We start from the raw sequence: 24,483 nt of genomic DNA, 5'->3' as shown, positions 1-24,483 counted from the left end.
TTTTAGATTCAAAAACCGAAACAGCAATATGACGTTACAGTGGAAATCTTCTTTAAGCGGAAAAGAGACGCGGATCTTTCGTGGCAAAGTCATAGCTGGCTTGCTCAAAAAAGGTGTCTGGAAAGAAGATGGTTATGGAGAGCTTAACGGTTATATGCTTAAATTCGAGACAAAAGGTTTTCTCAATCGTGTTACTACGATATTGGATATTGAAGGAAAAACAGAACTTGGCATGATTGAATATAAAACCTGGAAAAGCACAGCAGTCATTACTTTTGAAAATAAAACTTATGCATGGAATTTTGATTCCTGGATGAGGAAAAAGTGGCAAGTGGGCAATGAAACCAGCGTTGCAGTATTTTCAAAAACAAGTCTCTGGAAGAATGAAGGAGAAATTGAGGTTGAAAATATATCACCGGCAGTTGTTCTGGCGGGACTTTTTGTTTACAGTTATTTCTGGAAAATAGCGGCCGCATCTTAATGAATAGAAACTTTCCTATCAAACTATAATTTCAGTATGAAAATCATTGAAACGACCGATATCTCAAAACGTTATGTGATGGGCAGCGAGGTAATCCAGGCTCTGAAATCGGTAACAATATCCGTAAGCAGGGGAGAATATGTCGCTTTCATGGGGCCGTCTGGTTCCGGAAAATCTACTTTGATGAATATTATTGGTTGTCTGGATACACCCAGTACCGGAAAATATATTTTGAATAATAAAGATGTAAGTGATATGACAGAAAGCGAACTGGCTGAGATCCGGAATAAGGAAATCGGTTTCGTTTTCCAGACTTTCAATCTTTTACCAAGAATGTCTTCGCTTGATAATGTGGCTTTGCCTCTAATTTATGCTGGTTTAAACAAGGCAGACCGGACCGAAAAAGCAATGCTTTCACTAAAAAATGTCGGTCTGGAAAACCGTGCAGGACATAGACCAAATGAACTTTCCGGAGGACAACGCCAACGTGTAGCCATTGCGCGTGCCCTTGTAAATGATCCGAGTATTTTGCTGGCCGATGAACCGACAGGTAACCTGGACACAAAGACTTCCTATGAGATCATGGATCTTTTTGATCAGTTATACAGCCGTGGAAATACAATTGTAATGGTGACTCACGAAGAGGACATCGCACATTATGCACACAGAATCATACGCTTACGGGATGGTTTGGTTGAATCTGATTCTATTAATCCAAATCCGACAAAGGTTGGGCATCTGGTCTGATGACACAGATGTCATTTGATATTATTTTAGTAACTTTGAGAAAACCTATCAGTAATATGGATGGAATCAGCTACTTAATTGAGTTATTGGAGGATATCGAAGATGAAATAGCGATTGATTTACGGAAAGATGAAGAGCGACTTAATTGGGATGACGTAAGAGAGGAATTGATGAGAAAAGACTAGAAATTAATAAAACTTCCAGGTAGCATTTCCTCAATAAAAATACAAGAATCAAAGTAAAATCCGAATGAATTACTGAATCGATGTAATTTATTCGGATTATTTTTAGTTAATACCTTTATGAAAATAAATTTCGCAGACTTAATTTTATTTGAAAACGAGGATTTCCTTCTCGTTAATAAACCACCTCATTTGGCCACGCTGGATGAACGTACCGCCGACCGTGGCGGAAGTGTTTTACGCCTTGCCAAGGAATACAATTCTGAATTACAGGCCGCTCACAGATTGGATAAAGAAACTTCCGGTGTTTTGGCTTTTGCTAAAAATCCGGCGGCTTATCGTCATTTGGCTATGCAATTTGAGCATCGGGAAGTTACCAAACGGTATCATGCTGTGACAAATGGTATCCATAATCTGGATAGTATATCCGTTTTTTTACCAATTTTGGCTTTGAAAAATGGTACGGCTGTAAAAATTGACCGGGCCGAAGGAAAGGTAGCAGAAACTATTTTTAATACACTCAAAGTGTATCGCGGTTACACACTTGTGGAATGTATCCCCATTACCGGTCGGATGCACCAGATCCGTATTCACCTTTCCTGTCTGAAAGCTCCGATTGTTTGTGATCCGCAATATGGAGGCGAACCGATTTTCCTTTCCAGTTTGAAACGCAAATTCAATCTTAAAAAAGAAACGGAGGAACAACCACTTATTCAACGGGTTGCACTTCATGCTTTTTCTCTTTCTTTTGCATTGATGGACGGAGAACGCGTGAAAATAGAAGCGCCTTATCCAAAAGATTTTGAAGTTTTAGTGAAACAACTAAACAAATTTGGTGTATAAAACTTTTAATTTCAATTATTTACAATTTCAGGATCTATGAAATCAACTCTATACTTTTCAAAAATATTCGGTTTCACATTTATCTTTTTGAGTATACTCGCAAGCTTTTCCAAAGCACAGAATGTCAGAAAAAATGATGTGATTATAACCCGGACAAATGAAAAGATAGAGGCGATTATTCAGGAAGTTGATGCTGGAAAAGTAAAATATAAAAAAGCAAGTGATCCTGACGGGCCAGTTTTTACGCTTGATAAAAAGGAAATTTCTTCCATTTTATATGGAAATGGTGAAGTGGAAAAACTGGATAACGCTACGGATGAATACTTTGCTCCCGATAAAACTCCACCGCCGGTTATTTATAACAAGGAACCGGAAAGGAGCTACAATACCAGATCTGGAAATGATTTGGAAAAACTGAAATCAGATTTCAGACTTTATGCCAAAAAGTCCACAAAATACCGGACTATGGGGTTAATAGGTATATCTGCCGGAGTCATTTTTACTACTGCCGGTGTTTTATTAGTCTCAGGTTCAAGCTCTTATTACAATTCAAACGGAACGCTTGTATATGACACAGATGCAAGCGTTGGCTCTTTATTAATTATAGCCGGCATTGGTGCGGGAATTCCCTTAACGATTATTGGTTTTATAAACCAAAAAAGATACAAAAAGAAGGTGATTAACGTCAGGGATGAGCTGAGAAGAAGAAATGAGCCCATTTCATTAAGGCTAAAACCCGGATTTAATCCAGTGACACAAACGGGATATCTTTCTTTAAAGATGAATTTCTGATAGTTAAGTGCATTAAAAAAGCGGTTTGGGATACCCAAACCGCTTTTTTAATGCACTTAAAATTATTATTAGAATTTAAAGGAAAGTCCCACTTTCGCAGGAATAACATTGCTTCCACCCGAAAATTCCGCAAAAACTCCCATAGCCGGTTTAAAGTAATATCTTGCCCCAGCTTGTACACCGATTACTATTGAAGTTCCAGTGTAATATTTATTACCGTCGATACTAAAACCCAAAACCGGGCCAGCATAAAGATCTAGCGCATTAATTGTAAGAAAGTGCTTTCCATAGTGATAAGATCCTCTTGCTGCGATTGGAACAGAGACATAACTATCCTTAGGACCAAAAGAATAGCTGTAATTGTAGAAATTTAAATCCGCCTGAGCACCAACACTAATAAATTCATGTACTCCAACTTCAAAAGACCCACCAACAGCAAAACCACCACCATAGAAACCGTAGCCTCCGCCACCGATTCCAACATTCAGTAATTTATCTCCTTTTTGAAATTGTTCCTGTGCAAAAGCTGACTTTGAAGTCACACTTAAAATAGCAATAACGATTAGCGTTGATAGAATCTTTTTCATTTTGAATAATTGTTAGAAGTATAATAATGGCACAAATTAAAGTGATTATTTCATTGCTTCAAAACTTGTGCCATTACTAGTTATTATTCGGGGAATTACACTTGATGAACGGTCCTTTTCAGTGATATCCCTTATGAAAATCAAATATTCTTTTTCAATTTGTCATGAAAAACCTTACGGAATTTATCCAGTTTTGGTGCAATGACATAGGCACAATAACCCTGGTCAGGATTTTTGGCGAAGTAATCCTGATGGTAATCTTCGGCAGGATAAAATTTATCCGCTTTTGTAATTTCCGTCACAATCGGTTTGGCATATGCGCCTGATTTGTTCAACTCATCCTTCGCTTGTTCAGCCAGTTTTTTCTGTTCGTCGTTGTGATAAAAAATCACAGAGCGGTACTGTGTACCGACATCATTTCCCTGACGGTTTAAAGTTGTCGGGTCATGGCCACGGAAAAACGCTTCTAAAAGCGCTGTGTAAGTAATTTTTTTAGGATCATAAGTCACCTGGATACATTCCGCATGGCCGGTTGTTCCTTCGCAAACTTCTCTGTAACTAGGATTTTTAACATTACCGCCGGAATAGCCTGAAACCACATCTTTTACGCCATCCAACGTCTCGAAAAGAGCTTCTGAGCACCAGAAACATCCTGTTCCGAATGTTGCAATTTGCGTATTAGCAGTATCAATCACAGCCGAAGCAGATGATTCATTATTCATTTTTTTCTTATTCTTTTTTTCTGATTGTGCGCACGATATCACGACCATACAGCACATTAATATGAAAGTGAAAAACGGGATGTTTGGTTTCATCGAAAGGATATAGTTAATTTTAAACTTATGTTAGGTAAACAACTAATTACAGTAGAAAGTTTGTACCGTAATTTTACACTTAAACCGAATTTGAAACCTCTTTGACGTGCTCATCCGGTTTATAAGATATACGATTAAAACGGATCTCACGATCATAAAGAGAATAATAGAACCGGGATTTCGTAACATTATTGTATAAACAGCATGGTACTTACTTAGACGAAAGTTGTTCGTTTTCCTTACAGATTATCACCTGAATTTTTGATTATTTTTCAATGACCTATTTACATTTCAAAGCGCTTCATATCATTTTCGTTGTAAGCTGGTTTGCAGGCCTTTTTTACATGCCGCGATTATTAGTTTATCACACAGAAGCACAAGATAAAATTGCAGCTGCCAGAGAAGTTTTGAATGAGCAATTCATGAAAATGGAAAAGCTGCTATGGAACGCCATCATGGTTCCGGCGATGTGGATGACGTTGATTTCGGGAAGCATCATGATTTACATAACACCTGGCTGGCTAAGTCAGGGCTGGATGCATATGAAGCTGACCTTTGTTCTTGGTCTGATAGGATATCACTTTTTTACCAGAAAATTGATCCTGGAAATTCAAAAAGGGCATTTCCGCTTTTCTTCTATTCAATTAAGGTTGTGGAATGAAGTCGCTACAATCTTTCTTTTTTCAATTGTATTTCTGGTAGTGCTGAAAAATTCGATAGACTGGATTTGGGGGGTTTTGGGTCTTATTGCTTTTGCAATTATTATCATGTCGGCCGTCAGGATTATAAAAAAGATCCGGGAAAAGAAGGTTAGCGAATAACTTTCCACAGTTTTTTGATATTTTATATCAGAAATAAGCAACTTAATGTATTTGACATACGTTAAATTATTTTGGTATGGTTCTTTTAAATATCAAAATGTTTATTTCTAATATACAAAAACTCGACGATCATGGTTTATATAAATAAGATCATATACTTCATCGCAAAGGCTTGGTTTGCATTTGTAATGCTTCTGGCTTTGGTATTAACAGCGATACTTTCCTTTCCTTTTTTCATTTTGGAATGGATTGACAGATCACCATCTAAGGCGGATGATCTTGTTTTAAAGAGCAAATTTATACAATTGAATAAAACTTCTGGTTAAGAAATTTTTATTGCTTGATATAAGACGAGAAGGCTTTTCCAGATGGAAAAGCCTTCTCGTCTTATGCGTTTTGAATTAAATTTCTACACTTTCGTATAACTCGGGAATAACAACATTTTTAAATCCTGCATTTTCCAGTTTGGCTTTATATGAAACCTGCGTGTCATATTCTCCATGTACCAGAAATACCTTTTGAACCTGTGCAGGATTCTGACAAGCCAGAAATTGAAGCATTTCGCTATAATCTCCATGGGCTGAAAATGAATCCATCACTTCAATTTTCGTTTTCACTTCAAACATTTCACCAAAAATATTAACCTCCTTGTCTCCTCTTTTCAAAGCTCCTGCCAATGTATTGGAAGAAGCATAACCAACGAGCAAAATGGTGGAATCCGGATCACCAATATTGTTTTTGATATGATGTTTAATCCGGCCAGCCTCCGCCATTCCCGATGCAGAAATAATAATGCACGGTTTGTCCAGATCATTTAAAGCAATGGATTCACTGGTTTCTGAAATATAATGAAGATTTGGAAAGGCAAAAGCATCGCCGTCTTTTTCAATATAATTCAAAATTTCAGGGTTGAAACATTCCTCATGATCCTTCATGATTGTGGTTGCCCGGACAGCCAGCGGACTGTCAATATACACGTCAATTTTGGGCAGTTTTCCTGAACTTGACAATTTATCCAAAGTATAAATCAATTCCTGCGTGCGGTCAATCGCAAAAGCGGGGATGATTACTTTTCCTTTTTTTTCCACACACGTTTCGCTGACAACCCGCAGCAAATGTGCCTGCATATCATTTTCTTTGGGATGAAGCCTGTCGCCATAAGTGGATTCGCTGATGATAAAATCGGCTTGGGGAAAAGGTTGTGGATTTCTTAAAATATTATCTTCCTGTCTGCCGATATCTCCTGTAAAAGTCAGTTTTTTAATTTTCCCTTTATCCGGAATACTCAAATGCACAGCAGCACTACCTAAAATATGTCCGGCATCAGTGAAGAAAACAGAAACTTTGTCTTCTCCCAATTCAAACTTTTCTCCATACTGCACACCTTTGAATAAGTTTAGCGCTTTTTCTGCATCTTCGGAATTGTATAACTCTTCAATGAATGGCCTGCCCTGTTTTTGGCGACGTCTGTTAACGCGTTCCAGGTCTTTTTCCTGAATATGAGAACTATCCAGCAGCATTATTTTGCACAGGTCAGCAGTTGCCGTTGTACAATAAATTGGTCCGGAAAATCCTTGTTTTATTAATCTTGGAATCAAGCCGGAATGATCAATATGCGCGTGAGAAAGAACGAGAAAATCTACTTCCGCCGGGTCAAAACCAAACTTTTGATTAAAATCGTCTGTTTGAATTCCCTGAAATAATCCGCAATCGAGTAATATTTTTGTTCCTTTTTCGGTTGTAATTAAATGTTTGCTGCCTGTTACGGTGCGTGCGGCACCAAAAAACTGAATTCGCATGTTATATCGGCTTATCGTCTGTTGATATTTGAAAATTCAATTTGAAGAATTTCAATCAGATAAACGCGAATTGATTTATATTTTTCATCAAAAGATACAATTAGTAACTTTGAGGAATAATTATTCAGGCAAAACATACAATGCATTCAAATTCCGGCCAACGCCGTCATAATCCAGACCATAACCTACAACAAAACGGTTTGGTATTTCAAAACCAACATAACGCAGGTCTACGGGTTTTTTAATCGCTTCCGGCTTGTGAAGAAGCGTAGCAATTTCAACAGACAATGGTTCTAATGCATGAATCTGGAGTAATAACTGATGCATGGTAAGTCCGGTGTCAACAATATCCTCGATAATGATAACATCGCGGTTCGTAAGCTTTTCTTCCAAACCAATGATTTGCCGTACCTTTCCGGTAGATTCCGTTGCGGTGTAAGAAGATAACCTCACAAACGTGATTTCGCAGGAAAGAGGAATATTTTTGACAAGCTCGGAAGCAAACAAAAATGCGCCATTTAATACTACTATGAATAAGGGACTTCGACCTTTGTAATCGGAATTAATTTGGGCTGCCAGTTCAGCAATCCGGTTTTCAATGTCGTCCCGGGAAATGAACGGAGAAAAAGTTTTATCGTGAATTGTAATCATGTCAGAATTTTCTTGGACAGTAATATTAACTCTTTTTTCAAAAACACGACAGCACACAAACGTAAAATATGAAACCAACGTTAATATTGACAGATTTTTAAGCTTAATTATGAAAATAGTGCTGATTAAACCTATTGCTTTCAGTCTTGTAATTTTTCTGTCCATTTCATCGGCCGTCGCCCAGCTCTATTCATCTTCGGAGCTCGACAAGAATTATGATATGGTAATTAAAAATCCGGGCGTACAGATCGAGGCAACGGAGGCGATTAACATGTTATATAACTTTAAATTTGACGAAGCCGATGCCGAATTTCGCTGGCTGAAATACCGGTATCCCAAACATCCTATGCCTCATTTTTTGATGGGACTGGCGGAATGGTGGAAAATTGTACCAAATACTGAAATTGAGACCTACGATAAAAGATTTTTGGCCCAAATGGATTCCACAATCACTCTGGCCGAAGAACTTTATGATAATGAAAAGAATAAAATTGAACCGGCATTTTTCCTTGCCGCTGCTTATGCTTTCAAAGGAAGACTTTATTCCGAACGAAAACAGTGGACAAAAGCTACTTTTGCGGGTAAAAATGCCTTGAAATATCTGGATGTCTGCAAAGGAAACGGAGATCTGACACCGGAATTATTGTTTGGTGACGGAATTTATAATTACTATGCGCAATGGGTACCAAGTGAGTATCCACTGCTTAAACCGATTCTGGCATTTTTCCCAAAAGGAAATAAAAAACTTGGCGAGCAGCAACTGGAAACTGTTGCGAATAATGCGTTTTACACCCGTGTTGAGGCCAGATATTTCCTGCTTCAGATTTATAGTATGGAAAATGAATATGGAAAAGCCTATGAAATGGCCAAGTACATGTGGCAGACCTATCCAAATAATCCGTACTTCGAACGTTATTTTTGCCGAACCGCATTTGTAACAGGAAAAACAGCTGAAGCTGAAAAAGCGGCCCAAAACATTCTTGACAAAATCAGTCAGGGTGTTCAGGGTTATGAAGGCGTAAGTGGCCGGAATGCAGCCTATGTTTTAGGTTTTTATAATTTGCAGTATTACCGGAATTATGACTTGGCAACGAAATATTTCAAACAGGCAGTGGATTTTTCAACCCAGACAAACTCTTTAAATGCAGGTTATTATGTTTCTTCTCTTCTAGGATTGGGTAAAATAGCAGAAATGCAGAAAAACTATGACGAGGCGCTTAGTTATTATAAACTAGCTGACGATAAAGCAGATAAAAAATCTAGTCAGGAAAAAGAAGCGCGGAAACATATTGAAGCCTTGAAAAAGCTGAAACGCGACGAGCGCAGAAGCAGAAGGAAATAACCAGATATTCCGTCGGACGGCTTTTTCTGCCGTCCGACGGATAAACAAAATAAGAACAAGAAATTAATTCTCTAATCTCTTTACTCCCCTTTTTTCAATTTTGCATAATGCTTGAAAAACAAAGGAATTGTTTCAATCCCTTTGAAATAATTGAAAAGACCATAGCTTTCATTAGGTCCATGCAGACCGTCAATATCCAGTCCAAAGCCCATTAAAATACTTTTTCTTCCCAATTCCTGTTCAAATAAAGCAACAATCGGAATACTTCCACCACCGCGTGTAGGAATTGGTTTTTTGCCAAAAGATTCCTCCATCGCCAATTCTGCTGCGTGATATTCAAGCGAATCCGTTGGCGTCACATAAGGCAGACCGCCGTGATGAGGAACAACAGAAACTTTTACAGAAGCCGGTGCAATGGATTTAAAATGAGCTGTGAATAGATCACAAATTTCCTGATCGGTTTGATTTGGTACCAGACGCATCGAAATCTTCGCATTCGCTTTTGAAGGCAAAACTGTTTTAGCACCTTCACCGATATATCCGCCCCAGATTCCATTTACATCAAGCGTTGGACGCACGGAAACACGTTCAATAGTCGTATATCCTCGTTCTCCCGCTACATCTTCAATGGAAAGGTCTTTCTTGTATTCTTCAAGATCAAAAGGCGCAGCGTTCAAAGCAGCTCTTTGCGAACCAGTCAGCTCTTCAACATTATCATAAAATCCAGGAATGGTAATATGACCGTTTTCATCTTTCAACGAAGCGATCATTTCACACAAAACATTGATTGGATTCGCAACACCGCCGCCATAAACACCGGAATGAAGGTCTCTGTTAGCACCAACAACTTCCACTTCAAGATAAGTCAACCCCCGTAATCCTGTTTCAATGGAAGGCACGTCATTAGCGATCATGCTGGTGTCAGAAATCAGAATCGTATCACATTTCAGTAATTCACGATTTTCTTTCACAAAAGTTTCCAGGTGAGAAGAACCAACTTCTTCCTCGCCTTCAATCATAATTTTGATATTGCAAGTCAAAGAATCTGTCGCCAGCATGGTTTCCAGCGCCTTCACATGCATATAAAACTGACCTTTGTCGTCGCAGGCACCACGGGCATAAATACGCTCATTTTTAATTACCGGCTCAAAAGGCGGAGAATCCCAAAGTTCGTATGGATCTGCCGGCTGCACGTCATAATGGCCATAAACAAGAACAGTTGGCAAAGAAGGATCAATGATTTTTTCACCATAAACAATCGGATGTCCCGGTGTCTGGTAAATTTCAACCTTGTCGGCTCCTGCTTCTGAAATTCTGTCACGTACAAATTCTGCTGCACGAATCATATCTTGTTTAAATTTTGAATCGGCACTTACCGACGGAATTCTGATCAGATCAAGCAGTTCATTTAAAAATTTATCGCGGTTTTTTTCGATGTAGTTATTCATTGGTTCAAGCATTATTATTTTAAAATAAATCTTTATTCAGGTTTACAGACCTGTAAGATTTTATCGGTGCCCAATATAAAAAAATAACCCCTAAGGTTGAAGTCTTAGGGGTTGGTATTTCAATTTTTTAATGCTCAGGAATGTCCTTTTGATTTCGATTTCGCGAAAATATTCACGCGGCTTTCATTTCCATTCAACAATCTGACAATGTTTTTTTGATGCGTTATCACAACCAGCACAAACATGACAAATCCGAAAATTACCAACAAAGTTTCAGGCTGCCCAAAAACTCTCAATAAGGATAATACCGGGAAAGCCAGCGTGGCAAGCATCGAACTTAGTGAAACGTATTGAGAGGTGATAAGTGTCAGTAAAAATATGGTAATACTCATAGCTGCAAGCTCAGGGTGAATGGCAAGGACCATACCCAACAAAGTTGCAATTCCTTTTCCGCCTTTAAATCCGACAAAAACCGGAAAAATATGACCCACTATGGCGATTACGCCAAAGATGATCTTGTACATCAAAATATCCGTTTCGGCAATTGCACCCATGTAAAACAGCATGGAAGCCAGTCCAGTAGCTGTCCAGCCTTTCAAAACATCAATAAGCATTACAATTGTACCGGCACGCTTTCCCAACACTCTGAAAGTATTGGTGGCTCCTGCATTCCCACTTCCATGTTTCCGCACATCAATGCCGAAATAACCAATTCCGTACCATACAGAACTCGGAATGGAACCTAACAAATAGGCGGCTATTATCGTAATGATCAATAAGGCTATGCTCATTTTGTATTATTAGTAGGTTTATTTGAACTTTAAAAGTTTCTTAAAAATACGACACTTTTATTTATATAGCAAGCAAACAGGACTAAAACAATAAAACGCAAAAATAGGTTTAACTATTTGAAAATTCAAATCCTGACTATAACTATGTGAAAATCAGAAGCCTTCTGTCTTTTCTTCCTTTTTCTTTTTTTCTTCCGCAACAGCAGCTTTTTTCTTTACCGTTTTTGCAGCCAGTTTGGCTTTTTTCAAAGCAGGCTGGTAAAAGTCATCAAAGCGACTCACAAACATATCTTTTTCTTCAACGCCCAAAGATACCATCGACATGTCTTTTGATTTTGCATTACTGCCTTTTGCCGTAACGAGATCGTTGAAATCAACCTGTGAAGAAATCACACCCAGTTCCTTTTCTTTATAATCAAAATAATACCAGATATCCGGTGAAGCCTGGATATACAAACTGAACTCATCACCTGCTTCCGAGCGCCGGATTTCCAGAACGCCGTCCATTTGTGCGTTGATATTATTTCTGCCAAAATTGGAAACCCCGATCGGTCCTTGGGAAAAATAAGCGTTGTGTACCGGCGACCAATGCAAGTCCACACTTGAAAGTACCAGCGGCACATCCAGCATCGGCGAAGCATCAAACAACGGTTTATAACCAGCGGCCGAAAGTTTCACATAAGCATCCGTTGCTTTTGAACCAATCAATGCTGCCAGTTTTCTGTTTAATTGTTCCGCATCGTCATCCGCAGCCGTACTGTTTTGTTCTTCAAGATTTGTTTCAATAATTTTTGCTGAAAGCTGAGGCAAAACAGGAACAAGCGCGGAAAGTTTCATTAACAACATTGCGTTAAATGAAAATCTCGAACTATCCACCTGAACATCCGCAATAGCAGCGGATTGCAGCCAGTCGGCAGAAGCCAGTTTCATAGGTCCTGAAAACGAAGCAATTCCGGTTTTGTCATCAAAAGTTAAAGTATTTGCTTCATCGACCAGACTGTCCTTTCCAACCGGCGGTGCTACTTTAAAAGCTTTTTTATCTTCATCATAAGCCATTGAGCCCTGAGCCAGATAAATATCTTCGTCACCATCAGATTCTTTTGGAGACAAAAAGGTCATATACATACCGCGTTGCTCGTTAAAATGTAAACCTACTGAAAGCGGCAATTCGTGTTCGTTTTTCAGGTTTTTATCAATCTTGATTGAAACAGATTCTCCGGGAGCTTCTTTATAAACAATCCATGAGCTTTGAAAATCCTTGCGGAATTTGAGCATCGGTTTTACAAAACCATCCAGTTGCAAGGAAGGCTGATAAGCGATAAGATTGATTCCACCTTTGTACTGAATTCTTGGCGAAAGGATCAAATTTTCAGTTTCTTTAATTTCCGCTCTGGCAGTCGTATAATACCGGATCGGACCGGAATCTTTATTTCCTTTGGATTTTTTTCCTTCCGCCGCAGCTCCGATTTCTACCAACTCAAAATTCTGCATTTTGATGTTGAAAGTATCTTTTCTGGCGGTGATATATTGGTAAGTCGCCGAACCTTCAAAGCGGTTTCTTGAATCGATTTTAATATCGGCGTCACGTAAATGGTGGGAAGCGTTTAAAGTATCAATTTCAATTCTGGCTTTTTTCAACGGAACAATTCTTCCGTTACTTCCAATACTTACCATCCCTTTGTCTGGAATAATTTTCACATCAGCCGTGCGAATAAACGGAACGCCTCGAACATTAAGCGTTACTTTTTCAACATCGTAAATTCCTTCTGATCCTTCAAAAGTCAAACCTTCCTGTTCCGGTGCGATGGAAGTGTAGGATGAAGTTTCACCGAAACCTTTCATCAAAATGGTCTTTTTCAAAATATCCCATTTTGCCGTTGCGATCAAAGTTTTATAAGCCGCAACAGGAATTTCCATGCCCGAAGAATCGCTGTCAAAACCGGTTGAATCGGTAACGAAATTTACCATTGACGTTTTAATATTGAAATCAATGTTAACATTTTTACCCGTCAGGATGTTTTTAGCATCTTTCAGCTGTCCGCTATTCACTGTAAAACGGGACCGGTTTGCTAAAAATCCATCTTTATTGAATTTGATGTCCGGCGAGGTAAGTTCAGAATCCTGTCGTTTCAGTTTTCCGTTTCCATATAATCCCATTGAACGCAAAAGCAAACCACCTTCCAGACTTGTTGTTCCCTTATAAAAAGAGAAAGATTTTCCGGTTGTATTGATAAACATGCTATCCGTACTTGGCGTCCAGCGCAAAGTATAATCTTTCAGGTCAACCGCCGGGAAATATCCTTTGCCGATGGTTGCTTCTTTAATACTCGCCAGCTCTCCCGAAGCATACAGGGAATCAGAAGCCAGCAGAATATTTTTGGCCGTCATGGAAGCCGACAAATAGCGCAAAACTGCTTTTGATTTCAAACCTGCGTTGTCCATGACCAGCGTATCTGTAAACCTCGCCATGGCTTTTCCGCCATAGATTTTCATTTCTGTTAACGGAGGTTTGTATTCAAATCCGAGTGAGTTGTCCGGCATACTTTTCAGGATTGTCTGGATAGGAGGAATGATGCCGTTGGAATTAAATGTTCCTTCAAAAATCACATCACGCTGATCCAGTCCATCCATATCGATTTTTGGAATTTTGAAGAAAACTTCACGCGGATAAAGCACGGTTCCGCGTTCAGGTTGATCAAAATATACGATCATACCATCCGGAACGACAAGTCTCGGTGATTTTTTACCTTTCTGAACCCCCGATTTATTCGCCGGATCACTTAAATAAAATGTACCTCCTTTTTCATATTTCACGTGTCCTCCAACTTCTCCGGTCTGTCCTTTTGCAAATTTTTCTTTCGGCGTAAAAGTAATCGAGTCACTTGGATTGACATTTACAAAAAACTGACCGTAGTTAAATTTCAGATTCTGGCCTCTGAATTGATAGTTATTTGCTACCAATTGCCCATTCATGGTAAAATCTCGGTTGCGACCAATAACCAGTTTTTTATCAGAAGGCGTAGCAAAAATTTTCAATGAATCACTGACGATAAACCGGCCAACGCCCATTACGGTAAGTAAAGTATCCGGCAAATTGATAGTTGCATTGGCAACTTCGTCACTGGCGGAGAATTGTGAAGTGACCTGGAAATTATCATAATCCGTTTTATCCAGACTGCCCAAAACATATAAAATTCCTTTTTTGGTTACCGCAAATTCATCCGTTTTTTTGTCATAAATAAAATAGCCGTCAAGCGCCAGTCTTTGTAACGCGCGACGAATAATAACGGGATCCTGTTTGAATTTTTTGGCTAAATCTTCGGCCAGGAAAGTTGGTTTTTTTTCAGTTTGAACATAATTCGTAGCCATTAAAAGTGGCTGAAAACCGAATTCCTGGCTGATTCCTCTGAAACGTTCTTTTTTGAAAAAATCATAAGATTCGAGTTTAACCGGTACCACCGATTTTCCGTCAATACGGAAAAACTCAACCTTGTTATTAGGGAAAGTCCAGCGCATAGCCTGCGACCAGATGCTCATTTTATGATAAGAATCAAGATAGGGCAGTGGGCCAAAATCTGTTTTTTCCGCACGTCCTAATTTTACCTGTCCCTCGGTATCATTGTAAATAAAAGTCACACCCGGATGTGTCAGAGAATCTTTTCCCAGCGGCATTGAAAAAGATGCCAGCGGAGCAGAAATGACAGAATCTCTCAGAGAAAACCGCTTACTGACTGCCGTAAAAGCAGGTTTATCTTTATAAGAAACGGTGATTTTTGAAGGCTCATCACTTAGGGATGTGCTGTACATGACGTTTCCAATCAGCGTAAAACCGCCTTTGTAAGCAATATTTTTGCGGGAGGCTTTTAACTTGGCATCATTTGTATTGGAAACAAAACGAGGATATGGCGCAGGCTGACTTCTGGATTTTTTAACACTTCGGAATTCCAGGGTTCCTTTTATAGGATTTGCCAGTTGGTTTTCAGCATGAATAGTTACATTCTGAGCGACCAGTTTCGGCTGTGTAATATTGAAAGAATAGGTATCCAGATCGACATAAACGGAAGAATCCCCTGCTGCCTGCCAATTAAATTTTCCGCCTTTTCCGGCAAAAATTCCGTCTTTTAAAGAAACACTTCCTGTTGCCGGACCAAAAGCAATAGAATCTCCTGAGCCAACCATGCCGAAAATTACATTTTGCAAATCGATGATCGCACCAGTAACCGGAATGACAGGCGCAGATTTTGGAGAAATTACTTCATTGGAATCCACGGGCGTGTCCCAGTTGTCGGCAGCGGCTACTTTTTGCGCTTCCACAACTTCTGCTTTTGTTGTATCAAAACGGAATTTATAAGTACCGCTCAGCAGATAAAGTGAATTGAAATTTGATGTGTAAAGTCTGTTTGTTTCAATTGTATTTTTAACCGTTTCAAGAATACGCTGAAAGGTTTTTGCGTCATACTTCTCCCCTGATTTTGCTGCAAGGTCCAAAAATCCATTTACATCATTTCCCGATTTAGCCAGCGTCTGCGTGTTTTTGATCAGCAAATGAAGAATTGGGCCGGCTTTTTGATTTTTGGAAAACTGTGTTTTTACGATACTGATAAATTTGGTTTGCTGCGCAGGTGTGATCGTGCTCATCCAGATACTATCGAGCTGAGCAGTAGACCGCATGTAAACCGGGTTTTTGCTGCCGTCCATAAGTTTCCGGATCTGAACCATAAACTGGCCAGGATCGTCAGAAGCTTTGATATTTTGCGCAGATAAATTTCCCCCGATGAATAGTATAATACAGGTTAACAGGAAGTAACGATTGATCTTCATGTAGTATGTCGAAAGTTGGCCTTATAGTTTTACATTAAGCTATTGAAATCAAACGAATTAATGAGTTCAATAGCTTAATTCGCAGAATCTATTTTTCTTTTTCAAAAACAACGGTTGCCCATTGGTTTCGTGTATTTGATCTTAACTTTTTTAATCCGGTTTCTCCGGCACATTTTTCAATATCAGACTGATCCATTTCATAGAATCCGCTAACAATAAGCCAGCCGCCCGGCAAAAGATGCTTTACATATTTTGGAATTTCTTCCAGTAAAATATTTCTGTTGATATTGGCGAGAATGCCGCCAAACTGTTTTTCTGTCGGAACTTCGTTGATTGTTCCTTTAAATACTTCTGCTTCTTTGCCTAAGCCATTCATTGCAAAATTTTCGACGGTATTTTCCACCGCCCATTCGTCAATATCAAACCCCAGCAAACTCGCAGCACCTAACTTTGATGCCAAAATGGCCAGAATGCCGGTTCCGCAACCAACGTCCATAATCGAAAGACCCGCATGAGGCAAGTTTAGTTGCTCGCTCATTACAAGCCAGGTTGTTTCATGGTGACCGGTTCCAAATGACATTTTAGGCTGAATGAGCAAATCGTAGGTAAAACTCGGATCCGGCTCGTGAAAAGCTGCCCGGATACGAATATCCTTTCCTACTTCAATCGGCTCATAACTTCTTTCCCACTCCTCATTCCAGTTCTTTCTTTCTAACGATTTCCAGGAACTTGAAATTGCGGTAATCTCACTGTATTTGGCAATTAGCTCCTTTAAAACGGTTTCATTGAAATCTTCTTCAATGATATAAGCTTGCAAACCTTCGTCCGTTTCGACAAAAGATTCGTAACCCGCCTCGGCTAGTTCGGCAATTAATATTTCTGTAAATTCAGATTCAAGTTCCAGTTGTACTTCTACGTAATTCATGCTTTGTTGGTATTAAGATAATCAACGGTGAAGGTCTTGATTTTTTTTATAAATTCAAGAGAGAAGGCTGGAAGTGCAGGTTATAGAATTATGAATGTTATATTTTAGAAGTTATTTATTCAATTGGTCAATTGCATTTTGGATTTGAAGTTTTAGCGTCGGCAATTCTTTTCTTACTACACCCCATAAAATCTGAGTACTTACACCAAAGTACTCATGCGCAATAATATTTCTAAACCGTTTAATGGGCTGCCATTCAATTTCGGGAAATTTTGATTTGGTATCGGAAGAGATTGAAGCGGTAGCTTCTCCAATTATTTCCAGTTGACGTTCAGTTGCTGAAAGATGCAATTTACTGATTTCAAACTGAGCGAAATCCATATTTTGAAGGAACATCTCAATGTTTTCAATGGCTTCAAGAATATGTACCAAACGCTCGGGATCACCCAAATTACTCTTCATAAATCAGCAACTTTTCGCGGTCTATTGATGGTTGGATATGGGGAGATAATCCATCAGTTGTAACCAAATCCACTTTTCTTTCCAGCAAATTCTCCAGGGCCTCAATTATTTTAATATACTCGATCATGCCGATGAGTTTACTCTGGTCAAGCTCTACTAAAATGTCTATATCGCTTTCCGGTAACAATTCCTCTCTTGCTGCAGAGCCAAATAAATAAGCCTTTTTGACAGGTTTATCGCTCCAAAAGCCGGCAAGCTTGTGTTGTAAATTTTGTAGATTATTCATCGGAGCGTTGGTATTAAAAATAAAACCTGATTAAAATTCTATTGAAAAAGAAACAAATCTTCAACAATATAAATTTAATCAGGCTTAAAACAAATTGTTATCTATGTCGTCGTTATGAACTTAACGTCATTATGGTTTCCTCCTCTTCGTCGCTAAATCATGTGCCGTATCATAATATGATCTCAAATTCATCCAGTCAAAAACGTCAGAAATATTTTCAACACGGTTTCGCTGCATGATACGGTCGCGGCGCTGCATTCTTACAAATTTGAAAAGAATATCGGCCATTTGTTCGGCTGCCTGAGCGTAGGTTTGCGATTTACGGTTGATCACATAAATACCACGGTTTTCATAATCACGCATGATCTGCATGATATAATCTCCAAATCCTGACAAATCACTCGTTACCGTAGGAACGCCACGGACAACACATTCAAGCGGAGTATAACCCCATGGTTCGTAATAACTTGGGAAAACACCTAAGTGGCATCCACGAACAAATTGTCCATAATCAAGTCCGAATAATGGATTTGTTGAAGAGATAAAATCAGGGTGATAAACGATTTTTACCCGATCGCGTTCATTATTGACAAGATTTGCTTTTCTGCAAAAATCAGTAATCCCGTCTTCCTCTTTTAAATCGTGGGTAACGAAAGCTGGTAATTTATCCGTTTTCCAGGTCTGGATTGTACGGCGTAAACGAAGACGCCAGTACTCATCAACGAAATTATTAAGATCCGGCATTTTATGATCAACACCCGAAGCCGCAGCCAGGAAAAGTTTTTCACCGACTTCTTTTTCAATGGCTGTACAGGTTTCCTGCAATTCGTTTAAAACCGCTCTCGATTGCAAAACATCCGGATTTACAGAATAATATGGCTGTTTGGTTACAATAAACATCACGACCGTCATATCCATATTGGCCTGAACCATTTTGTAATTCAATCTTGCTAGTGCTTCAAGCGTTAAATCATAACCTTTATTACTAAACTCATAACGTCCGGAAGTGAAGAAGTAAAGCGTTTTATCAAGGTCAAAAGAATAGCTCGGGAAAAAATGGCCCAACACGAATTCATGAATCCGTTCCTTATATTTCAAGTGAAGATTCTGGAATTCATGGACCGCCTGGAAACGAACCACGTTTAATCCGTTTGGCGTAACCAGATCCGGCATTCTTCCTAAAAATACTTCACATTCGCGTGCAGTAACATCACTAACCGTTGTAAGAACGTGTGCACTCAGTGCTGCAAATCTTTCAATGGAAGCCTGCGTTACGATATTGTAATTTCTGGCTTCCTGCTCCCAGTCAAAAAACGGAAGTTTACTGTAAAATCCGTCAACATTTTGCGCCAGATAACGGCCCAGCATGGTGGCGTGTGTAGTAAAAGTTGTAGCAATTTTTACATTTTCTCTTTTCAGGTCAGGAAGTCCGCTGCTTGCCATCCACTCGTGGAATTGTGCAGAAATATCCTCTCTTCGCGCATTTTCTTCTGCATATTCTTTCAGATAAATACGCACCATTTCGCCAAAACACAAGGTTTGATTAACCAATGGTTCTGTGTTAATGGTAGAAATGCGGTTTTTTTCCCAAAGGTTATACTTGATTGTATCAAGTTCATGATTGATACTTTCCAGATCAAATAGCACAACGCGAGGTTTCCCGGTTACAAGCCAGAATCCGTAATGAACAGTATAGCCCATTTCACGGAGCCTGCGTACTGTTTTACCGACATTAGTATCATCAAGATCTGTAATTTCTTCAAACTCGGCCGATGCTTTCTTTTCAAAATAAGGTCCAAGCAAATAATAATTATCATCCCACTTCTCGACCATCGCCGGCACCTTGGTTCTGATAACGGTATAAATCCCACCGACCTGATTGCAAACCTCCCAGGCTATTTCAAAAAGGACGTTTTTTTTAGTTGTTTTTACAAATGGTTCCAATATGGGAGACAGGTTAAAACGTTATAGCGGTATATATTAAGGTAACTTCTTGGGGTTTTGTCACAAAAAATCCTTGTAATTACACAATAAATATCCAGAAAATTTATTCACAATAACAATAATACAGAGATGTTTATTTGCTACTAAGACAAATTAAAGAACTTCTCGGCTAACTTTGGTCTAAAATACGTTACTTTGATCGGATTAACATTTTGCATTCGTTATATAGTGAAAAAATTTCCAATTATTGCGTTTTCCTTGCTGCTAGCCATTTTTTCACTGGAAGGCTGTAAAGCCCAAAGTACCGAATTTGAGGAAATTTATCCTCCCAAACGGGAATTCAGAGCAGTTTGGATCGCGACGGTTGATAACATCGACTGGCCGAGCAGTAAAAATCTTGTGCCGGATGAACAGCGCAAAGAGTTTTCTAATCTTCTTGATTTCCATAAAAGGGCCGGAATGAACGCAGTTTTTGTGCAGGTTCGGGCCGCTGGTGATGCTTTTTATGCAAAAAGTAATGAGCCCTGGTCTGAATGGCTGACAGGTCAGCAGGGCCGTCGCCCGGATCCTATGTGGGATCCTATGGAATATATGATCAATGAATCACATAGGCGTGGTCTGGAATTTCATGCCTGGCTGAATCTAAACCGTCTCGTTCATAAATCTTCAACCAGCGTTTCTTCCGAAAATATTAGTCGCACGCATCCAGACTGGATTTTAAGTTACGATGGATATAAATTATTCAATTTCGGGATTCCGGCTGTTCGACAGTTTATTACTGAAATTGCAGTTAACGTAGCAAAAAATTACGATGTGGATGGTATTCACTTTGATGATTATTTTTATCCATATGCCGTTGCCGGACAGGTTATCAATGATGATGCCACATTCAGACAATACGGGCAAGGATTTGCCAATAAAAATGACTGGCGGAGAAATAATGTTGATTTGCTGGTGAAACAAATTCACGATGCTTTAATGGCTGTGAATCCCCGTATCAAATTTGGTATTAGTCCATGTGGTGTTTGGAGAAATAAAGGAAACGATTCGGAAGGTTCAAAAACATACGGAGCACTTGCTTCTTACGACGATCTTTTTGCCGATAGTCGTAAATGGGTTCGGGAAGGTTGGGTTGATTATATTGCTCCACAGGTTTATTTCTCTTCAAGATTTGGCAGAGTTCCCTACAAGAATCTGGTGGATTGGTGGTCTGAAAACTGTTATGGCCGCCATTTCTATGTGGGTTTGGGGGCCTATCGTGTAGGCGGAAAAGAAAAGGATACCCAATGGCAAAATCCGACAGAAATACCAGGACAAGTTCGTTATTCACGCGAAAATGAAGCCGAAGGAACTATCTTTTTCAGCTCTCGTTCTCTTAAGAACAATAATCTGGGGTTTGTTGATTCTTTAAGAAATGATTTATTCCGCTATCCGGCTTTGGTACCGACGATGAGTTGGAAGGACGCCATTCCACCGCTTACTCCAAAAAGTTTAAAAGCAACCTTGCTTTCAAATGGTCTGGAATTATTCTGGGAAAAACCGGATCCGGCGACAGATGGAGAAACAGCTACTTATTATGTGATTTACCGTTTCAGACCAGATGAAAAGCCTTCGGCTTATGACCCAAGAAAAATTCTGGGAATGGCTTTTGAAGGTGAAAAATTTGTTGATACTACTGTCCAGTCAGGAAATAAATATGTTTATTATATTACTGCGGTGGATCGATTACATAACGAAGGCAGGCCCATTGGTCCGCTAAAAGTGGAAGTTCTCGATCAGAAATTGCAGCGTTTTTAACAAATATTGAAAGCATCCAGTGATTAAATCTATTCTGTTGGTGTTCATTAAGTTGAATGATTTCAGGGTAGAAAAAATAGAATAAGAAATGAGTCAAGACATTCAATACGAATACCGTCCGGAATATCTCTCCATATCTGCACCAAATAAATACAACTCCGAAACGCTTCGTACGGAGGAAATGGTGCTTAATATGGGACCGCAACATCCTTCAACACACGGAGTTTTGCGTCTTGAAGTTGTGACAGATGGTGAAGTCGTGGTGGATGTTGTTCCGCATATTGGCTATTTGCATCGTTGTTTTGAAAAACATGCCGAATCCCTTCCATTCAATCAGATCATTCCCTACGTTGACCGGCTTGATTATGTAGCGGCGATGAATTCTGAGCACGCCTATGTAATGGGCGTGGAAAGAATGCTTGGAATCGAAAATGACATCCCCAAAAGAATTGAATATATCCGTGTTGTTGTTGCCGAATTAAATCGTCTGGCTTCTCACTTTGTGGCTTTGGGTACTTATGCGATGGATATTGGCGCTTACACGCCGTTTTTATGGATGATGCGTGACCGTGAGCAAATTCTTCGTCTTTTGGAATGGACTTGCGGTGCCAGGATGCTTTATAATTATGTCTGGATCGGTGGATTATTTTATGATCTGCCGGTTGGTTTTGAAGAGCGTTGTCTGGAATTTATTCAATATTTAAAGCCAAAACTGGTTGAATTACAGCAACTTGTTGTAGATAATAAAATTTTTATTCAACGTACAGCAAATGTTGGTGTGCTTCCTCTACCGGTAGCAATTAATTACGGTTGTACGGGACCAATGCTTCGTGGGTCTGGTTTACGTTATGATTTACGTCGGGTTGATGGCTATTCAGTTTATCCAGAACTTGATTTTGATGTCCCGATTGGGGAAGGAAAGATGGGTACTGTTGGTGATTGCTGGGATAGAACCTGGGTTCGCGTGGTTGAATGCTGGGAATCTGTAAAAATTATTGAACAGAGTTTGGTACAGTTGCAGGGAGATTATAAAAGAACACCATCCTTCGATCCGCAAGCGATGGTTCCCAAGAAAATTCGTCCCAAAGCGATGGATTTTTATGCTCGTGCTGAAAATTCAAAAGGAGAATTAGGATTTTTCTTCCGTACTGATGGTCGCTCGGATATTCCTGTGCGCTGTAAAGCCAGAGCTTGTTCATTTAATAATCTTTCTGTGATTGGAGAATTATCAAAAGGAGCTTTGCTGGCGGATTTGGTAGCGATTATTGGATCTATTGATGTAGTAATGGGTGAGGTTGATCGGTAATAATGTTAATTTCTCGAATCAAGTCATTATCAGAATGGCTCCTTTGGAGCCGCCTGTTTATAAAAAAGCATAGACCTTATGTATTTCCAGGCTTCATCGGAGTCTCCTGGAATTTTCAGGACAATCCTACGGAGTGAAAATAACAAATTCGAAATTTTGATGCTATAAACAGGATGCTCTGATGGAGCGAATGCCTAATCAAATCTGGTTGAATAAAATATTCAATTTCCCTTAAACGAGGAAAGAGTGACCATTCGGCCACTCTTTCCTCGTTTAATCATGTATTTACAAAACCTTATGCTTCCTGCGCAACACCAACTAAATCATGTTTTGCAAGAAATTCAGCGATTTGAACTGTATTAGTAGCAGCTCCTTTACGAAGGTTATCTGCAACGATCCACAAATTCAAAGTTTTAGGCTGAGATTCATCACGACGGATACGTCCAACAAAAGTTTCGTCTTTTCCGTGTGCTGTTAATGGCATTGGATAAAGAAAATTTTTCGGATCGTCCTGAATAATAACACCTTCCGCTTCGCTCAAAATCTGACGAACTTCGTCAAGATCAAATTCATTTTCGAATTCAATATTTACAGCTTCTGAGTGACCGCCGATTGTTGGAATACGAACCGTTGTTGCCGTTACAGCAATGCTGTCGTCGCCCATAATTTTTTTCGTTTCATTTGTCATTTTCATTTCCTCTTTGGTATAACCATTGTCAAGGAACACGTCGATATGAGGCAAAACGTTTAAATCAATCGGATGCGGATACACTTTTGAAACACTGTGATCGCCTGCGCGTTCAGCAAAAAGCTGATCAACCGCTGCTTTTCCAGTACCAGTTACTGACTGATATGTTGAAACAACAACACGTTTTATTTTATATTTTTGGTGTAACGGATTCAAAACCACAACCATCTGAATAGTCGAGCAGTTTGGATTCGCTATAATTTTATCTTCTTTTGTTAACGTCACTGCGTTGATTTCAGGCACTACGAGTTTTTTCGTAGGATCCATTCTCCATGCAGATGAATTGTCAATTACGGTAATTCCAGCCGCAGCAAATCTTGGAGCAAGTTCAAGAGAAGTACCACCACCAGCAGAAAATATCGCGATTTCAGGTTTGGCTGCAATGGCATCCTCAAATCCGATTACCTTAATCTGTTTACCCTTGAATGTAACTTCCTTACCAACAGATCTTTCAGATGCAACGGCCAATAATTCCGTCACCGGGAAATTACGCTCTTCGAGCACTTTGAGGATTTCGCCGCCTACCAAACCGGTAGCGCCTACTACTGCGATTTTCATTCTAAAACCAGGATTAATGTGATTTGTAAAATTGTCTGTAACTCAACAAATTCCGGTAAAATCTGCCGGATTTGAAAAGTGGTGCAAATTTACGAGGTTTTTAATAACAAATTGCGTTTTTATTGTACAAATGCACTGGATGATAATTTGAGAATTTTGAGTTATTGGAAAATGAAGCCAAGTATTTGGTAAAAAAAATGTCACCCCGTTGGGGTTTAAGACGATCTGACGTCGCAATTGTTCTATAATAATGTCATCCCTTCGGGATTGGGTGGAATGGCGAATTGTTGAACAGTGGAATTATTAGTGAATTTCAAAAAGAAAATTTTACATCGAA

General features: G+C 39.3%; 21 protein-coding genes. 9 read left to right on the top strand and 12 right to left on the bottom strand.

The features are described from left to right. Positions 1-28: 28 nt before the first annotated feature. The 5 genes from IEE83_RS28495 to IEE83_RS28480 all read left to right on the top strand — a co-directional run bounded on the left by IEE83_RS28495 (position 29) and on the right by IEE83_RS28480 (position 3,045). On the top strand, positions 29-481 hold the full coding sequence (locus IEE83_RS28495) for a hypothetical protein (protein WP_194124146.1): 453 nt from the start codon (positions 29-31) through the stop codon (positions 479-481). A gap of 36 nt (positions 482-517) precedes the next feature. After that, positions 518-1,228 (top strand): ABC transporter ATP-binding protein, encoded by a 711-nt coding sequence (locus IEE83_RS28490; protein WP_194124145.1) that lies wholly within the window; start codon positions 518-520, stop codon positions 1,226-1,228. 56 nt (positions 1,229-1,284) lie between these two features. Next, complete coding sequence (locus tag IEE83_RS33355; protein ID WP_262893269.1) at positions 1,285-1,413, top strand: hypothetical protein; 129 nt, start codon at positions 1,285-1,287, stop codon at positions 1,411-1,413. 117 nt (positions 1,414-1,530) lie between these two features. Next, positions 1,531-2,253, top strand: coding sequence for an RluA family pseudouridine synthase (locus IEE83_RS28485; RefSeq protein WP_194124144.1), 723 nt, complete (start codon positions 1,531-1,533; stop codon positions 2,251-2,253). 36 nt (positions 2,254-2,289) lie between these two features. Continuing rightward, entirely contained in the window at positions 2,290-3,045 is a 756-nt protein-coding gene (locus IEE83_RS28480) for a hypothetical protein (protein ID WP_194124143.1), read from the top strand. Between the two features lie 68 nt (positions 3,046-3,113). Here IEE83_RS28480 and IEE83_RS28475 read toward each other — a convergent pair whose 3' ends face one another. Both IEE83_RS28475 and msrA read right to left on the bottom strand, forming a co-directional pair. Beyond that, positions 3,114-3,632, bottom strand: coding sequence for a hypothetical protein (locus tag IEE83_RS28475; RefSeq protein WP_194124142.1), 519 nt, complete (start codon positions 3,630-3,632; stop codon positions 3,114-3,116). A 140-nt stretch (positions 3,633-3,772) separates the two neighbouring features. Continuing rightward, positions 3,773-4,354: a peptide-methionine (S)-S-oxide reductase MsrA gene (gene msrA / locus IEE83_RS28470; protein WP_228102112.1), complete on the bottom strand. Its 582-nt coding sequence runs from the start codon at positions 4,352-4,354 to the stop codon at positions 3,773-3,775. A gap of 368 nt (positions 4,355-4,722) precedes the next feature. Here msrA and IEE83_RS28465 point away from each other — a divergent pair, with 368 nt between their 5' ends. Further along, a complete protein-coding gene (locus IEE83_RS28465) occupies positions 4,723-5,268 on the top strand; it encodes a CopD family protein (RefSeq protein WP_194124140.1) in 546 nt (181 codons plus the stop codon). A 401-nt stretch (positions 5,269-5,669) separates the two neighbouring features. Here the strand turns inward: IEE83_RS28465 and IEE83_RS28460 are convergent, their stop codons facing one another. Together IEE83_RS28460 and hpt are read right to left on the bottom strand one after the other, a co-directional pair. Next, positions 5,670-7,067, bottom strand: coding sequence for an MBL fold metallo-hydrolase RNA specificity domain-containing protein (locus tag IEE83_RS28460; RefSeq protein WP_194124139.1), 1,398 nt, complete (start codon positions 7,065-7,067; stop codon positions 5,670-5,672). A gap of 120 nt (positions 7,068-7,187) precedes the next feature. Further along, complete coding sequence (gene hpt, locus IEE83_RS28455; RefSeq protein WP_194124138.1) at positions 7,188-7,718, bottom strand: hypoxanthine phosphoribosyltransferase; 531 nt, start codon at positions 7,716-7,718, stop codon at positions 7,188-7,190. Positions 7,719-7,827: 109 nt separating this feature from the next. On the opposite strand from hpt, the gene IEE83_RS28450 reads away from it, so the two are divergent. Then, on the top strand, positions 7,828-9,060 hold the full coding sequence (locus IEE83_RS28450; protein WP_228102111.1) for a tetratricopeptide repeat protein: 1,233 nt from the start codon (positions 7,828-7,830) through the stop codon (positions 9,058-9,060). A gap of 80 nt (positions 9,061-9,140) precedes the next feature. Here IEE83_RS28450 and IEE83_RS28445 read toward each other — a convergent pair whose 3' ends face one another. From IEE83_RS28445 to IEE83_RS28415, 7 genes are all read right to left on the bottom strand, one after another. Further along, positions 9,141-10,508 (bottom strand): dipeptidase, encoded by a 1,368-nt coding sequence (locus IEE83_RS28445; protein ID WP_194124137.1) that lies wholly within the window; start codon positions 10,506-10,508, stop codon positions 9,141-9,143. Positions 10,509-10,642: 134 nt separating this feature from the next. Next, complete coding sequence (gene plsY / locus IEE83_RS28440) at positions 10,643-11,299, bottom strand: glycerol-3-phosphate 1-O-acyltransferase PlsY (RefSeq protein ID WP_194124136.1); 657 nt, start codon at positions 11,297-11,299, stop codon at positions 10,643-10,645. Positions 11,300-11,452: 153 nt separating this feature from the next. Continuing rightward, complete coding sequence (locus IEE83_RS28435) at positions 11,453-16,120, bottom strand: hypothetical protein (protein WP_194124135.1); 4,668 nt, start codon at positions 16,118-16,120, stop codon at positions 11,453-11,455. Between the two features lie 88 nt (positions 16,121-16,208). Then, positions 16,209-17,045 (bottom strand): 50S ribosomal protein L11 methyltransferase, encoded by an 837-nt coding sequence (gene prmA / locus IEE83_RS28430; RefSeq protein WP_194124134.1) that lies wholly within the window; start codon positions 17,043-17,045, stop codon positions 16,209-16,211. 111 nt (positions 17,046-17,156) lie between these two features. Further along, entirely contained in the window at positions 17,157-17,507 is a 351-nt protein-coding gene (locus IEE83_RS28425; protein ID WP_194124133.1) for a HepT-like ribonuclease domain-containing protein, read from the bottom strand. After that, complete coding sequence (locus IEE83_RS28420) at positions 17,497-17,793, bottom strand: nucleotidyltransferase family protein (RefSeq protein ID WP_194124132.1); 297 nt, start codon at positions 17,791-17,793, stop codon at positions 17,497-17,499. Before IEE83_RS28420 ends, IEE83_RS28425 begins: the two co-directional genes overlap by 11 nt. Before the next feature lie 129 nt (positions 17,794-17,922). Then, positions 17,923-19,737: a glycosyltransferase gene (locus IEE83_RS28415; RefSeq protein ID WP_194124131.1), complete on the bottom strand. Its 1,815-nt coding sequence runs from the start codon at positions 19,735-19,737 to the stop codon at positions 17,923-17,925. 228 nt (positions 19,738-19,965) lie between these two features. Here IEE83_RS28415 and IEE83_RS28410 point away from each other — a divergent pair, with 228 nt between their 5' ends. Together IEE83_RS28410 and IEE83_RS28405 are read left to right on the top strand one after the other, a co-directional pair. Further along, positions 19,966-21,534 (top strand): glycoside hydrolase family 10-like protein, encoded by a 1,569-nt coding sequence (locus IEE83_RS28410; RefSeq protein WP_310588605.1) that lies wholly within the window; start codon positions 19,966-19,968, stop codon positions 21,532-21,534. 88 nt (positions 21,535-21,622) lie between these two features. Further along, on the top strand, positions 21,623-22,840 hold the full coding sequence (locus IEE83_RS28405; protein WP_194124130.1) for an NADH-quinone oxidoreductase subunit D: 1,218 nt from the start codon (positions 21,623-21,625) through the stop codon (positions 22,838-22,840). 295 nt (positions 22,841-23,135) lie between these two features. Here the strand turns inward: IEE83_RS28405 and IEE83_RS28400 are convergent, their stop codons facing one another. Further along, positions 23,136-24,146: an aspartate-semialdehyde dehydrogenase gene (locus tag IEE83_RS28400; RefSeq protein WP_194124129.1), complete on the bottom strand. Its 1,011-nt coding sequence runs from the start codon at positions 24,144-24,146 to the stop codon at positions 23,136-23,138. Positions 24,147-24,483: the final 337 nt, after the last annotated feature.

It is taken from the genome of Dyadobacter subterraneus, from assembly GCF_015221875.1.
GTDB lineage: Bacteria > Bacteroidota > Bacteroidia > Cytophagales > Spirosomataceae > Dyadobacter > Dyadobacter subterraneus.
The sequence above is the reverse complement of the archived record's forward strand: the minus strand, read 5'-3'. Positions and strand labels throughout refer to the sequence as shown.